This is a genomic window from Citrobacter sp. RHB35-C17, from assembly GCF_013816795.1.
Lineage (GTDB): Bacteria > Pseudomonadota > Gammaproteobacteria > Enterobacterales > Enterobacteriaceae > Citrobacter_A > Citrobacter_A amalonaticus.
On the sequence record NZ_CP057150.1, the window covers coordinates 4,002,722 to 4,017,066 of the forward strand.

The 14,345-nt window shown below is 55.3% G+C and carries 11 protein-coding genes; 5 read left to right on the forward strand and 6 right to left on the reverse strand.

All coding sequences use genetic code 11. The features are described from left to right. Nucleotides 1–104 precede the first annotated feature (104 nt). Nucleotides 105–866 carry an IclR family transcriptional regulator gene (locus tag HVZ37_RS19095; protein ID WP_044264503.1) on the forward strand — a complete coding sequence of 254 codons (762 nt, stop codon included), beginning with the start codon at nt 105–107 and terminating at the stop codon, nt 864–866. Between the two features lie 12 nt (nt 867–878). Here HVZ37_RS19095 and HVZ37_RS19100 read toward each other — a convergent pair whose 3' ends face one another. The 6 genes from HVZ37_RS19100 to lsrR form a co-directional block, all read right to left on the reverse strand. Further along, nucleotides 879–2,495, reverse strand: a complete 1,617-nt coding sequence (locus tag HVZ37_RS19100; protein WP_044264505.1) for a glycoside hydrolase family 43 protein — start codon at nt 2,493–2,495, stop codon at nt 879–881. Nucleotides 2,496–2,505: 10 nt separating this feature from the next. Then, the gene (locus HVZ37_RS19105) at nt 2,506–3,885 is read right to left on the reverse strand and encodes a glycoside-pentoside-hexuronide (GPH):cation symporter (protein WP_042999279.1); all 1,380 of its coding nucleotides are present in this window, start codon (nt 3,883–3,885) and stop codon (nt 2,506–2,508) included. Between the two features lie 329 nt (nt 3,886–4,214). Then, the gene (locus HVZ37_RS19110; protein ID WP_054176787.1) at nt 4,215–6,182 is read right to left on the reverse strand and encodes a YjhG/YagF family D-xylonate dehydratase; all 1,968 of its coding nucleotides are present in this window, start codon (nt 6,180–6,182) and stop codon (nt 4,215–4,217) included. A gap of 245 nt (nt 6,183–6,427) precedes the next feature. After that, complete coding sequence (locus tag HVZ37_RS19115; protein WP_042999277.1) at nt 6,428–6,778, reverse strand: cupin domain-containing protein; 351 nt, start codon at nt 6,776–6,778, stop codon at nt 6,428–6,430. Between the two features lie 12 nt (nt 6,779–6,790). Then, nucleotides 6,791–8,383: an autoinducer-2 kinase gene (gene lsrK / locus HVZ37_RS19120; RefSeq protein ID WP_042999276.1), complete on the reverse strand. Its 1,593-nt coding sequence runs from the start codon at nt 8,381–8,383 to the stop codon at nt 6,791–6,793. Between the two features lie 108 nt (nt 8,384–8,491). Then, on the reverse strand, nt 8,492–9,448 hold the full coding sequence (gene lsrR / locus HVZ37_RS19125) for a transcriptional regulator LsrR (RefSeq protein WP_043001820.1): 957 nt from the start codon (nt 9,446–9,448) through the stop codon (nt 8,492–8,494). 249 nt (nt 9,449–9,697) lie between these two features. On the opposite strand from lsrR, the gene lsrA reads away from it, so the two are divergent. Genes lsrA through lsrB form a run of 4 tightly spaced genes read left to right on the forward strand, consistent with a single transcriptional unit; the run spans nt 9,698 to nt 14,338 of the window. Then, nucleotides 9,698–11,251 (forward strand): autoinducer 2 ABC transporter ATP-binding protein LsrA, encoded by a 1,554-nt coding sequence (gene lsrA / locus HVZ37_RS19130; RefSeq protein WP_181627890.1) that lies wholly within the window; start codon nt 9,698–9,700, stop codon nt 11,249–11,251. Further along, on the forward strand, nt 11,245–12,291 hold the full coding sequence (gene lsrC / locus HVZ37_RS19135) for an autoinducer 2 ABC transporter permease LsrC (RefSeq protein ID WP_181627891.1): 1,047 nt from the start codon (nt 11,245–11,247) through the stop codon (nt 12,289–12,291). Before lsrA ends, lsrC begins: the two co-directional genes overlap by 7 nt. Beyond that, nucleotides 12,291–13,289 carry an autoinducer 2 ABC transporter permease LsrD gene (gene lsrD / locus HVZ37_RS19140; protein WP_042999273.1) on the forward strand — a complete coding sequence of 333 codons (999 nt, stop codon included), beginning with the start codon at nt 12,291–12,293 and terminating at the stop codon, nt 13,287–13,289. The genes lsrC and lsrD overlap by 1 nt, the downstream gene beginning before the upstream one ends. Before the next feature lie 26 nt (nt 13,290–13,315). Next, nucleotides 13,316–14,338, forward strand: coding sequence for an autoinducer 2 ABC transporter substrate-binding protein LsrB (gene lsrB, locus HVZ37_RS19145; RefSeq protein WP_000155278.1), 1,023 nt, complete (start codon nt 13,316–13,318; stop codon nt 14,336–14,338). The last annotated feature ends 7 nt before the right edge of the window (nt 14,339–14,345 follow it).

A 14,345-nucleotide genomic window follows, 5' to 3' on the forward strand; every position in this document is an offset into this window, starting at 1 on the left:
ATCCGGCCTGAAACCTGCATCATGCAAGCATGTCCGGCATTGCTTTTCACCCTCGAAAATAGTACGGTCACACAAGAAGAATTCTTCGTGGACGGTGGAAAATTATGCCAATAATTCAGTCTGTTGAACGTGCTTTGCAGATCCTCGACTTGTTTAATGAACAGGCTACGGAACTCAAAATCACCGAGATAAGCAAACTGATGGGATTGAGCAAAAGTACCCTCCACTCTCTTCTTAAAACGCTTCAGTTGCATGGCTATATCGATCAGAACCCGGAAAACGGAAAATACCGTCTGGGAATGAAACTGGTCGAGCGTGGCCACTTTGTCGTTGGCACAATGGATATTCGCCAGAAGGCAAAAAGCTGGTTGATCCGGCTCTCGCAGGAAACGGGACAAACCACCCATTTGGGTATTCTGGACGGCAACGAAGGCGTCTATATTGAGAAAATAGAAGGTAAGCAGGCTGCCATCGCTTATTCACGAATTGGTCGCCGCTTGCCTGTTCACGCCACGGCTATCGGTAAGGTATTGCTCGCCTGGCTGGATGAGGAAGAACTTGCTGCGGTGTTGGAGGGGTATCAGTTCAATGGCTTTACCCCCGCCACCCTTACCGATCGCGCCTCGCTACTTGCCGCGCTGAAAGAAACCCGCCATAACCAGTATGCGATGGATAACGAAGAGAATGAGCCCGGCGTGCGCTGCGTCGCGGTACCGGTCTGGAATCATGAATCACGGGTTATCGCAGCCCTTAGCCTCTCCACTCTCACTTCTCGCGTAAACGACGCCGAGCTGGCCGCCTGGCGTCAGAAACTGATGGATGCCGGGCTGGGGCTGTCGATAACGCTGGGCTATCGTCAACCCTGACCCTGTGTCTCGCTAAACTTTCGGTTGATAAGAGAAGGTGGCGAAATCGGCGTAGCAGCCGTCGCCGCTAATATCCTCACAGTGCAAACCAACAAATGCCCCGGTAAAGAAGCCTCTGCCGCCAATATAGTCATCCGACAGTTTCCACGCCTCAAACGTTAGCGGAATGGTCTGCCACTGGTCACCGTCAAATGAATAGCTATAGCGGTATTCCAGATTGTCCACATCCACTCGCAGCCAGACGTTTTCCGCATTCTCCGGCACCAGAATCGGATTATCGTAAAGATGCCAGTGCGCCACGTTGTGATCGAGTTGAATAATCTTCAGCGTTCGTCCGCGCCCCTCTTCCCAGTCCATAAAGCAGTACGTCCAGTTTTTACTGTTGTAGTAACAGGTTAGCCCCGCACTTTGTTGGAAGTAGCGCGGGGAAAAGGCCATCTGCGTTTCAGCACGAAAACAGAAATGCTGCCAACGGCGAGCGACCGTTGACTGGGTAAAGGTGGAGTTCAGCGAATCATTGCCATACAGACGTAAAAATCCAGGTCGGGCGGTCAGCGAGCCAAGCTGGTCATCAAACGGAATACGTAGGGTCTGCAATTCCGGATCGAGCCTTTCACTGTCAAAATCCGTTCGCCACGCTCCCGTTCCAACGCTCGCCTGCTCTGTCATACGTGGCCCCGGCACCGTCAGCGCCGCGTGTTTGCCCCCTTCAACATAGGGCCAACCGTCACGCCACTCGATACGCGCAATCCCTGTCTCACGCCCGAGCGGACAGTATCCCCGCCCGCCCGCCGCTAATCGCGGAATTCCCGGAAGATGTAACGGACGGCTGGTCAAATACGCCAGATACCATTCGCCGGTATGGGTCTCCAGCAGTGAACCGTGACCACTCTTCTGTAGGGGGTTTTCCGGCAGATGCCAACTGGTCATCATCGTCACATCGGGATGCAGTTCGTACGGCCCATCAATATTTTTTGCCCGCAATACCACCACGGCATGTTCGTAACTGGTTCCCCCTTCCGCCACCATCAGATAGTAGTAGCCCTCGCGACGATAAATATGCGCCCCTTCGGTATAGCCCAATGGAGTACCCGTAAAGAGCGTTGAACGCTGCGGCGAAAGGGTTTGCGTGTCAGCAAAAAACTCCTGCAACACAATGGTGTTATGAGGATTACTGTGATGACGCGGCCCCCACGGGCGATAGATGTAATACTTTCGTCCATCCGCATCATGAAAGAGTGAAGGGTCAAACCCGCCGTTACCCATTGGCACAGGAGCGCTCCACGGCCCTTCAATAGAGGGCGCGGTAACCAGGAAATTACGGCCATTTTTCCACGGCGAATCAACGATTTTTACGTCGGTATACAGCAACCAGAATTTGCCATCGGCATAGCTCAGGCAAGGCGCCCAGATGCCGCCAGAATCCGGATTGCCTTTCATATCCAACAGCGCCACGCTGTCGAGCGGAGTACTGACCAGAGACCAGTGTTTCAGGTCGCGAGAATGGTAAATTCGCACACCGGGAAACCATTCAAAGGTTGAGGTGGCGATATAGTAATCCTCGCCCACACGACACAGCGACGGGTCCGGGTTGAAGCCGGTCAGGATCGGGTTTTCAATCTGATACATGGTTCTCTCCTCAGTTCACTGCCACAGCGGCATCGGCAGGTTTGCTCTCAGGCTGCGCGGTGCGCTGACGTTGCAGCTGCTGGCTGATCTCTTCCACACGCTTGCTGCTCAGTTTGTAGAACGAAAGCAGTGTGAACATACCGACGTAAAGCACAACCGGTACGATGCAGAAGAGGATTTTGATGGTCATCAGGACGTTATCTGGCTGCACGGCGTTGCTTGCCGAGTAGCTGGAGAAGGCAAGGATCCAGCCCACCAGCGCGCCGCCAATGGCCAGACCGATTTTCAGGCTGAAGAGATAGGTAGAGAACACCAGACCATCGAGGCGACGTCCACTTCGGCTCTCTTCGTAATCGACCACATCAGAGGCCATTAACCATTGCAGCGGTGTGGTGGTATTAAAGACAAACAGGAACACAATATTCAGCGCAAATATCAGCGCGATATTGTCCGACGGAATAAAGAAAATACTCAGGCTGATCAGTGAATAAATGCCGATGATCCACTTAAACGACGTCACGCGATCGAATCTGCCAAGCAGACGAGACGAACAAAGAGAACCAAACATCGTCGCCAGGCTGCCATAGAGCAGGAACTGCGTTGCCAGCTCAGGATGGTCCATCACGTATTTGACAAAATAGAGTGTTGCGCCGCCGCGAACCACGTTCGAACCGGTCGCCATCATTTTAAAGGCGCACATAATTCGCCACTGGCTATTCCCCATCAGCAATTTAAGGTCTTTCTTAACCGATGATTCAGGTTGAATCTCGAACGTATAACGCTCTTTCGTTGTAAAGAAACACACGAACAGCAGCACTACGCCACAAATACCCAATACACACATCGCGCCGAAATAGCCGACCTGTTCATCCCCCTGGCCAATAATTTTTACCAACGGCAGGGCAATGCCGCTAATGGCTAATGAACCGGCAGCGGCCAGGAAAAAACGCCACGATTGTAAAGCATGGCGCTCTTTTGGGTCAGCGGTAATGGCGCCGGGCATGGCACAATAAGGGACATTCACAAAGGTATAAACCAGCGTCAATAAAATATAGGTGACGCAGGCATAAATGATTTTGCCCTGAGCGGAGAAATCAGGCGTATAAAATGTTAATACGCAGACAATGCCAAACGGGATCGCTCCCCACAACAAATAGGGACGAAACTGGCCGTAGCGGGTACGCGTTCGGTCAACCATTAACCCCATTAATGGATCGGTTATCGCATCCAGCACGCGTGAAATCAGGAATAATGTGCCCATTACGCCTGCCGACAAACCAAAAACATCGGTATAAAAGTAGGCCAGTAAAAACATCGTGGCCTGCCAGACGAAACCGCAGGCGGTGTCCCCCAGTCCATAACCAATTTTATCTTTCATTGTTAACTGCATTTCTACCTCCAGAGAATATGAGAGAAATACGTTCCGAATGACCGGGACCTACAAAATTAAATATCTGAACGTGAACTTTGTGAGGAATACACCCTTTATCCGTATGCTTACCAGATGATGCTTACGAGGAAGATTGTAGAGAGGGATTCGATGAGACAACAATTGTCATATTTGCTTTAGCGGTTATGTATTTTAACTTCTGTGATAACGATGCACTTTTCAAGAAAATAAAAAAAAGACATCCTCCCGTGAAGGATAATATATTTCAGGACAATATTATTCGTCGCCGAAAATAGTGTTCCGGCGACTGATTAATTAATTTTAATTATTCAAAGCCCAAGTGCTTTTTTCCCAGCGTTAATCACCTCAATAATTTTATCCGTATCGTAGATGCACCCTTTCCAGGTTCCACCGCTTACCGCCTGCAATGCAGCCCACAGTCGGGTGTCGTCAGGCAGATAGTCATGGGGTTTCAGGTCGGGATGTAACTCGCGCTCCGCCAGAACTGTCGCGCCCTCTTCCGGTGTCAGTCGTGCTTGTGCGCTGCCGATAAAGTTCACGCTTCCTTTCAATGACAAGCGATCGACCACAATTTCAATCACATCCCCCGTGCGCAATTTGCCGATCGGCCCGCCCGCGAGCGCTTCCGGCGCAACGTGCCCCAGGCAAGCGCCGGTGGATACGCCGGAAAAACGGGCATCGGTAATGAGCGATACGGTTTTCCCCCATGAGATATGCTTCAGCGCCGAAGTGAGCTGGTAAGTCTCCTCCATGCCAGTGCCGGATGGCCCACCGCCGATAATCACCATGATATCGCCCTGCTGGATCTGCCCTTGTTTGATGGCTTTGATCGCCGCCTCTTCCGAGACAAATACGCGCGCCTTGCCCGTATGGCGATAAACACCGTCATCATCCACCACAGACGAGTCGATCGCCGTCGCTTTGATCACTGACCCTTCTGGCGCGATATTACCCACCGGGAACGCCACTGTGGAGGTCATCCCTTTCGCTTTTGCCCCTTCCGGCGACAGGATTACGTCATCAGGATCCACACCGTCCTGATCGCGCAGGCACTGACGGAATTTCGCCCGACGTTCGGCGTGCTCCCACCAGTCGAGGTTTTCACCGAGTGTTTGCCCGGTTACCGTCATCACATCTTCATGCAGTAGTCCCAGTCGACGCAGGTGCAGCATCACCTCCGGCACGCCCCCCGCCAGGAATGCACGCACCGTCGGGTGATAATCCGGGCCGTTGGGCAACACGCTGACCAGGCGCGGCACTTTGCGGTTGATCGCGCTCCACTGCGCCACATCCGGCAGGCGGCATCTGGCGGCATGGGCGATCGCCGGTATATGCAGCAGCAGATTCGTCGAGCCTCCGAAGGCCGCATGCACCACCATCGCATTCTCTATCGCTTTGTCGGTGAGGATGTCGCGGGCAGTAATCCCTTTTTCATCCAGCGCCATCACTGCCCGCGCCGATTGACGCGCAATCTCCAGCCACACCTCCTGGCCCGACGGCGCCAGCGCTGAGTGCGGCAGCGCCAGTCCTAACGCTTCCGCCACTACCTGTGATGTCCCTGCGGTCCCCAGGAACTGGCATCCGCCGCCGGGCGACGCGCAGGCGCGACACCCCAGTTCGGATGCCTCTTTCAAACTCAACTCATTATTAGCGTAACGAGCACCGATGGTTTGTACCTTTCCGGCATCTTCGCCGAAGGTGGGCGGTAATGTCGCCCCGCCCGGTACGAGGATCACCGGCAGATCGTGCATTGACGCCAGCGCAATCATCGTTGCGGGCAACCCCTTATCACAGGTCGCCACGCCAATGACCGCCCGCCGTGTCGGTAGCGAACGAATCAAACGGCGAAAGACAATCGCCGCGTCGTTACGATAAGGCAGCGAATCAAACATGCCGTGCGTCCCCTGCGAACGACCGTCACACGGATCGCTGACAAATGCCGCGAAAGGAATGCCACTGAGACGGGTAATTTCCTTTGCCGCCGCCGACATTTGCAGGCCAATCTCCCAGTGCCCGGTGTGATAACCGAGAGCAATAGGGCGGCCATCTGAATGGCGAATACCACCCTGCGTGCCAATCAATAACACTTCTCTGCCCGTGAGTTTGTTAGCATCCCAGCCCATTCCGGCATTTTGCGTCATGCCGAAAAGGTTACCGCTGGGAGACTCCAGTAACATTTGCGGCGTCAGCGGCAATGCCCCCTGGGGGCCGGCAGCGTGGGTTTTCACCGCATAGAACGGTTCATCCTGCGGCGTAAAAATGGTGTTGATAGACATTGTCTCACTCTCCCGAGCGTCGGGGTTCAGGTCGCTCCATTATTGTTCTACATTATAGAACAACGTTCTTATTTATAGATTCACTGTAATGCAGGCCATGCGTAGAGGTAAATCAGAGAGAGGAGCAGGCTGTGCGTTTTTTAGCCTTGATCACAAAACGGTAAGCAACGAAATGTAACGAGAAGGTTACGCTAACGAAATGGTCGGACAGCCACTGACTATCCGACCGTTGATGATCCCGAAAGCTAATACCCGGCAGGCTCAACCGGATGACTGTCACCCGGTATATGAGGCGATTTCACAAAGACCCCTTTCCACGGCACTTCCCCTTTGTTCACCAGAAAATGCGCTTCACCGGGATCGCAGTGCATCACGTCTCCCGAGCCTAATGTGTAGGGTTCACCGTTCAGGTACAGCGTCACTTCGCCTGCCAGGGTATAAAAAATTTCGCAGGCCTCGATGTGGCGATGATTGGGAAAAGACTGACCGGGCTGGAGCATGACGACGCCCATGTCACATACCGGGCCACGAATGAGGTATTTCGGGCCACTGTCGCCAAAACGATACTCATGCTGCGCTTCATTCGATTTAATCATGACGATCTCCTGTTATAAACCCGGCGCTTTCCACAAAGAGGTCGTCAACCCGTGATCGACCAGACCTAACTGTTCCTGATATACCGCCTGCCATTTCTCGCGCGATTCCCGATAAAGCGCATGTTTCTCCTTGTCCGGAACATGCTCCCGCTCCCAGCGCACCAGTCGTTCGCCCGTTTCAGCCATGGATGACCAAATCCCGGCCCCCACGCCAGCGGCAATCGCACAGCCCAGCGCCGTCGCCTCTTTGACGACCGGAACGTTGACCGTCAGCCCTGACACGTCCGCCAGAATCTGGCTCCAGAGTTTGCCCTTCGAGCCTCCCCCGGCAAACACCAGCGACGTGGGATGGATCCCGGTAAAATCGGCGATTTGCTGTAAATTGCAGGTCGAGACAATGGCCGCATTCTCTTCCAGCGCGCGAAACAGCGTGGCCTTATTGCATTTTTCCGGGTCGATGGACAGATTGATGAATGAGGGGGCCGCGTGATACCAGCTCTTGAAACGCATCCGGTCGGAGAAAATCGGCATCACGCCCCATGCCCCTGCCGGTACCCGGGAAGCCATCTCCTCCAGCAGTGTGTAAGTGTCGACGCCCAGGCGCTCGGCGATCAGCTTTTCTTCGGCACAAAAGGCATCACGGAACCAGCGCATCGTCAGGCCGGTAAAAAAGCTGATCGATTCGGTTTGTACCATCCCCGGAATGACGTGCGGATTAACGCGCACGTTCATCTCAGGATCAACAATCGGCGCGGGTAAATTCACCACCTGCTGCCAGAATGTGCCACCCAGTACGGCGGTTTGCGCCGGACGAACAACCCCAAGGCCGAGACAGCCCAACTGCACATCCCCGCCGCCCACCACCACCGGCGTGCCGGCTTTCAGCCCGCACAGGGCTGCAGCCTGAGCCGTCACCCTACCCAGCAGCGTGCCGGTCTCTTTGACCGGCGAGAGAATATCCGACCGCAGTCCGGCCATTTGCAGTAGTGAGGGTTTCCAGTCGCGCGTTTTGAGATCCAGCAGGCCCGTGGTTCCGGCATTGGAAGGATCGACCGCCAGCTCGCCGCTGAGCATATAGGCCATCCAGTCGCTGATCATCGTGACCGTCGAGGCGCGACGATAGATGTCCGAACGATGGTGCGCCAGCCAGAGCAGACGCGGAATGGCACTCAACGCCAGCGTCTGGCCGGTGCTGCGATAGACTTCGCTTTCGAAGGTGTAGTCGTGGATCTCTTTAAGCTCGCTGACTTCCCGTGCCGCTCTGGCATCCACGTTGGCACAGGCCCAGACCGGCGTTCCCTCTGCGTCATAGACCACAATGCCTTCGCGCATCGAACAGGCGGAAACGGCAGCTATTGCTTCCGGCGCAATACCGGCGATATGCAGTGCCTGGCGAATGCAATCACAGGCCAGTTGCCAGTTTTTTCCCAGATCAAATTCCATCGAGCCGGGCACATCCGGTACGGCAAGGTGTCGCCATTCCGCTTGTCCCACCGCAATTTGTTTGCCTTCCAGGTCGAAAATCACGGCGCGGACGCTGCCAGTTCCGGCGTCCAGTGCCATCAGGTAATGTTCTGAGTCAGAGAGGGTACAGAGTCGGGCCATCGTTTTAGTCCTCGGCTTATTATATCTGTCAGGTCGTCAATGCTTTCTCCACGGTACAAACGGAAATTCTGTTACTCCCCTGCCGTACGCCTGCACGACAGATACGCATTACTGTCCGCTGACAATGGCGGCGGCAGTTTCCTGGTCGGTGACCAATGCGTTGATATAGCCCCCTTTCATCGCGGCGGCGATCGCTTCCGCTTTATTCACGCCCCCGGCGACGCCAATCACGGTCGGGATCGTCTTCAGGGTATTGAGGGTTAACCCAATCAGTTCATCGTGAATCTTCATCTCCGGGATCACCTGCCCTTCACCATCGAAGAAGTAACCCAGAATGTCGCCCACCGCGCCTTTGCGGCCAATCATCAGTTGTTCACCCTTCGTGATATAGCCTGAGCGAATAATGGTGGCTTCATCTTTCTGGTTGATAGCGCCGATACCGACAATGGCCGCATCGGCTGCCTGGGCGGCCAGCAGGACATCCTGGACGCTATTTTCATTTTTTAACGTCCGGGCAATCTCCGCAGAAGAGGCGCGAAGCGGCGCCGGAATAATACTGACCGGACAGGCCGCGTTGAGTTGTCCAATCCCGGTCATGTAAGGCCCCACGCCACCCGACAGCGTCACCAGGCGAATTTGCTGAGCAGAAATAAACCCGCTGAGCCGTTTTAAGGTATTCATGGTCGCTTCGCCGAAGCCCGCCGCCAGAATCTGCTGTGGCTGGAGTGACTCCATCAACATATGCGCAGCGCCGATCCCCAGGCGAACACATGCATCCGCGCCGGGAAGTCCCGGGATGACCCGCACATTATTCAGGTCAAAGCGACGACGTAATTCGGTTTCATATTCCAGACAGCCTTCAAAGCGAGAATTAATCTGTACGCGAATAATCCCGGACTGATGCCCCTTTTCCAGCAGGCGCGACACCTTAAGCCGCGTCAACCCCAGTCTGTTGCTGATGTCGCTTTGCGTCATACCGTCGTGGTAATAGAACCACGCAATACGTGCCACCAGCTCTTCTTCACACATCCCTTGCTCGGAAATCATCGGGTCATTAATAGTCATCATTCTGTCTTCACTTTGAACATATCGAATTTCTGAACACAATTGTTCATTCATTGGTCGTTAATAACTGTGATTAAACCCACAATTCAGTGGCTTTCGTTTGAACAAATTTAATATTGACGATCATTTTAGCATGAAACGTGATCTATTCGTCGGTTTTATGAGCAGTTAGGTCATAAGGTTATGAACAATTCGAATCGCACAATACATTTGTTCAACCTGATTCTACCCAGGCCGAACGGAGGTGGCATGCAAATGAGTCAAGAAAAGATCGCCCCACTACTCAGCGCGCAGTCTGTCTGCAAGCAGTATTCCGGCGTCAACGTCCTGAAAGGGATTGATTTTGTCTTACGCAAAGGCGAAGTCCATGCGCTCCTGGGCGGGAATGGCGCCGGGAAATCCACGCTGATGAAAATCATCGCCGACATTACCCCTGCGGATAGCGGAATCATTGAGATTGAGGGAGCCCGCTGTACAAAACTGACGCCCATTCTGGCGCATCAGTTAGGCATCTACCTTGTCCCGCAAGAGCCTCTGCTCTTCCCCAGCCTGACGGTAAAGGAGAATATTCTCTTTGGCCTGCCCAAACACCAGAGCTCGGCGCAAAAAATGGCGGCGATGCTGACCGCGCTGGGTTGCCAGTTTGATATCAACAGCCCGGCGGGTTCACTGGATGTGGCCGACCGGCAAATGGTCGAAATCATGCGCGGACTGATGCGCGATTCACGAATTTTGATCCTCGATGAACCCACCGCCTCACTGACGCCTGCGGAAACCGATCGTTTATTCAGCCGCCTGCGTGAATTGCTGAGCACTGGCGTAGGGATCGTCTTTATCTCCCACAAGCTGCCAGAGATACGCCAGATAGCGGATTACATTAGCGTGATGCGGGACGGCATCATTGCGCTATCCGGAAAAACGGCGGATCTGACCACTGACGAGATTATCCAGGCCATCACGCCTGCCTCACGCACCAACGCGCTGAGCGCGACGCAAAAACTGTGGCTGGAATTGCCCGGCAACCGTCCGCAGCACGAGGCGGGCACGCCGGTGTTGAGTCTTGAGAATGTGACCGGCGAAGGGTTTATGAACGTCAGTTTCGAGGTTCGCGCCGGGGAAATTTTAGGGCTGGCCGGTCTGGTCGGCGCCGGACGTACCGAACTTGCCGAAACGCTTTACGGGCTACGACCGCTACGGGCCGGAAGCATCGTACTCGGCGGCAAGGATATCTCCTCACTTTCCACCCGCGAACGTCTACAGCACGGTCTGGTGTATTTGCCGGAGGACCGGCAATCGTCAGGGCTGAATCTGGATGCCTCGCTGGCGTGGAATGTTTGCGCATTAACCCACAACCACAGCGGTTTCTGGGCTAATCCGGCCAAAGACAGCGCCACGCTCGAACGCTATCGCCGCGCGCTTAATATCAAGCTCAACGATCCTGAACAGCCTGCCCGCACGCTCTCTGGCGGTAATCAGCAAAAAATCCTGATCGCCAAATGCCTTGAAGCCTCGCCGCAGGTGCTGATCGTGGATGAGCCGACGCGCGGTGTGGACGTCTCGGCGCGTAATGACATCTATCAGTTGCTCCGCAGTATTGCCGCCCAGAACGTCGCGGTGCTGTTCATCTCTTCTGATCTGGAGGAGATAGAACAGATGGCCGATCGCGTTTACGTCATGCACCAGGGAGAAACGGGCAACGATGCTCTGCAAGGCGACGAGATTAATGTCGACACCATCATGCACGTGGCGTTCGGCGACCGCACGTCAGGGGCTACACCACATTCCGGGGAGGCGCCATGCTGAAATTTATCCAGAATAACCGCGAGGCCACCGCCCTGTTAGCCGTGCTGCTGCTGTTCGTGCTGCCAGGGATGCTGGACAGCCAGTACCTCAGCGTTCAGACGCTGACAATGATTTTCAGCAGCGCCCAAATCCTCATGCTGCTGGCGATGGGCGCAACGCTGGTGATGCTGACCCGCAACATCGACGTGTCAGTCGGCTCAATCACCGGGATGTGCGCGGTACTGCTGGGGCTGTTGCTGAACGCGGGGTATCCCTTGCCGGTGGCCTGCCTAACGACGCTGCTGCTGGGACTGCTGGCAGGGTTTATCAACGGCGTGCTGGTCGCCTGGCTGAAGATCCCGGCGATTGTCGCCACGCTGGGCACGCTTGGCTTGTATCGCGGCGTCATGCTGCTGTGGACAGGCGGTAAATGGATTGAAGGATTACCGGCACAACTCAAGCAACTCTCCGCCCCGGTTTTCCTCGGTATCTCCGCCATTGGCTGGCTGACCCTGCTGCTGATGTTGCTGATGGCCTGGCTGCTGGCAAAAACCGCTTTTGGTCGCTGTTTTTATGCCACCGGGGATAATTTACAGGGCGCGCGGCAACTGGGCGTGCGTACCGAAGCCATTCGGATTCTGGCCTTTTCGCTCAATGGCTGCATGGCAGCGCTGGCCGGGATCGTCTTTGCCTCACAGATTGGCTTTATCCCGAATCAGACGGGAACCGGGCTGGAAATGAAAGCCATTGCCGCCTGCGTGCTGGGGGGCATCAGCCTGCTGGGCGGTTCCGGGACGATCATTGGTGCCGTGCTCGGTGCCTATTTCCTGACGCAAATCGACAGCGTACTGGTCCTGCTGCGCATTCCGGCGTGGTGGAATGACTTTATTGCCGGTCTGGTCCTGCTGGCGGTGCTGGTATTTGACGGCCGGTTGCGCTGCGCGCTGGAACGCAATATCCGTCGGCAAAAATATGCCCGCTTCACGCCGCCGCCCCAACCGCGTCCGTCGGCAAAAAACACCGACTCTGTGCGCACTGCCAAAAAACGTGAGGTTGCCTGATGACTCGTTTACATCGTTACGGCTGGGAACTGGCGCTCGCCGCGCTACTGGTGATTGAAATTCTGGGATTCGGCGCCCTGAACCCACGCCTGTTGGATCTGAACGTCCTGCTGTTCAGCACCAGCGACTTTATCTGCATTGGCATTGTCGCCCTGCCTTTAACCATGGTGATCGTCAGCGGCGGGATCGACATCTCCTTTGGCTCGACGATGGGGTTGTGCGCCATCGCGCTGGGCGTGATGTTCCAGGGCGGCGTACCGCTGCCGCTGGCCATTATTCTGACGCTCGCGCTGGGCGCACTGTGCGGACTGATCAACGCCGGACTGATTATCTACACTGGTGTGAACCCGCTGGTCATCACCCTGGGAACGTTATACCTGTTCGGCGGCAGCGCACTGCTGTTGTCGGGGATGGCGGGAGCGACCGGTTATGAAGGTATCGGCGGCTTCCCGCAGGGCTTCACCGATTTTGCCAATCTCGATGTGCTGGGTCTGCCCGTCCCCCTGATCTTCTTTCTCGTCAGCGTGATCTTTTTCTGGTTGCTGATGCACCGGACCCACGCCGGACGCAATGTCTTCCTGATTGGGCAGAGCCCCCGCGTGGCGCTGTATAGCGCTATCCCGGTGAACCGGACGCTGTACGCGCTGTACGCGATGACCGGCTTTGCGTCGGCGGTCGCGGCGGTGCTGCTGGTCTCTTACTTCGGCTCTGCACGTTCCGATCTGGGCGCCTCTTTCCTGATGCCAGCCATTACAGCGGTCGTCCTGGGCGGCGCCAATATCTACGGCGGCTCCGGGTCAATTCTCGGTACCGCCATCGCCGCGCTGTTGGTGGGCTATCTGCAGCAGGGATTGCAGATGGCTGGCGTGCCCAATCAGGTATCCAGCGCCCTCTCCGGCGCATTGCTCATTGTCGTTGTCGTAGGTCGTTCTGTCAGCCTGCATCGTCAGCAAATCAAAGACTGGCTGGCGCGTCGTCGCGCTATCCGGCAGGCCTAAAACCCATTGCCATAAAGGAAAAGTACATGACTATTCAGAGCATTAAAAAAATTGCCGTAATCAGTACCCTTAGCCTGGCGGCGTTCACTCTCAACGCTTATGCCGCAGAGCGAATCGCGTTTATCCCAAAACTGGTTGGCGTGGGATTCTTTACCAGCGGCGGTAACGGCGCCCTCGAGGCAGGCAAAGAGCTGGGCGTCGATGTCACCTACGATGGCCCGACGGAGCCCAGCGTGTCCGGCCAGGTTCAGCTCATCAATAACTTCGTCAACCAGGGGTATAACGCCATTGTGGTGTCCGCCGTGTCGCCTGATGGCTTATGCCCGGCGTTAAAGCGTGCCATGCAGCGCGGCGTGAAGGTGCTGACCTGGGATTCTGACACCAAACCGGAATGCCGGTCGTACTACATCAACCAGGGCACTCCTGCCCAGTTAGGCGGCATGCTGGTCGATATGGCCGCAAATCAGGTCAAAAAAGAGAAAGCCAAAGTGGCCTTCTTCTACTCCAGTCCGACCGTGACCGATCAAAACCAGTGGGTAAAAGAAGCGAAAGACAAGATCGCCAAAGATCATCCGGGCTGGGAAGTCGTCACCACGCAGTTTGGTTATAACGACGCCACCAAATCGCTGCAAACCGCAGAAGGCATTATTAAGGCTTATGCCGATCTCGACGCCATCATCGCGCCGGATGCCAACGCCCTTCCCGCCGCCGCTCAGGCTGCTGAAAACCTGAAAAACACCAGCGTGGCGATTGTCGGCTTCAGCACGCCAAACGTGATGCGCCCTTATGTTGAGCGCGGCACGGTGAAAGAGTTTGGCCTCTGGGACGTGGTCCAGCAGGGCAAGATCTCCGTGTACGTGGCTGACGCGCTGCTGAAAAAAGGCGACATGAATACCGGCGACAAGCTGGACATTCCGGGCGTGGGCCAGGTTGAAGTCTCGCCGAACAGCGTACAGGGCTACAGCTATGAGGCGAAAGGCAACGGCATTGTGCTGCTGCCTGAGCGCGTGGTGTTCACCAAAGAGAATATCGATAAGTACGATTTTTGAGTTTCAT

Excerpts from the sequence above, each read along its gene's own strand:
- HVZ37_RS19110 (WP_054176787.1), bottom strand. The coding sequence starts at position 6,182 with ATGTCTATCAACACCATTTTTACGCCGCAGGATGAACCGTTCTATGCG.
- lsrB (WP_000155278.1), top strand. The coding sequence starts at position 13,316 with ATGACTATTCAGAGCATTAAAAAAATTGCCGTAATCAGTACCCTTAGC.
- HVZ37_RS19105 (WP_042999279.1), bottom strand. The coding sequence starts at position 3,885 with ATGCAGTTAACAATGAAAGATAAAATTGGTTATGGACTGGGGGACACC.
- lsrR (WP_043001820.1), bottom strand. The coding sequence starts at position 9,448 with ATGACTATTAATGACCCGATGATTTCCGAGCAAGGGATGTGTGAAGAA.
- lsrD (WP_042999273.1), top strand. The coding sequence starts at position 12,291 with ATGACTCGTTTACATCGTTACGGCTGGGAACTGGCGCTCGCCGCGCTA.
- HVZ37_RS19095 (WP_044264503.1), top strand. The coding sequence starts at position 105 with ATGCCAATAATTCAGTCTGTTGAACGTGCTTTGCAGATCCTCGACTTG.
- HVZ37_RS19115 (WP_042999277.1), bottom strand. The coding sequence starts at position 6,778 with ATGATTAAATCGAATGAAGCGCAGCATGAGTATCGTTTTGGCGACAGT.
- lsrK (WP_042999276.1), bottom strand. The coding sequence starts at position 8,383 with ATGGCCCGACTCTGTACCCTCTCTGACTCAGAACATTACCTGATGGCA.
- lsrC (WP_181627891.1), top strand. The coding sequence starts at position 11,245 with ATGCTGAAATTTATCCAGAATAACCGCGAGGCCACCGCCCTGTTAGCC.
- HVZ37_RS19100 (WP_044264505.1), bottom strand. The coding sequence starts at position 2,495 with ATGTATCAGATTGAAAACCCGATCCTGACCGGCTTCAACCCGGACCCG.
- lsrA (WP_181627890.1), top strand. The coding sequence starts at position 9,698 with ATGCAAATGAGTCAAGAAAAGATCGCCCCACTACTCAGCGCGCAGTCT.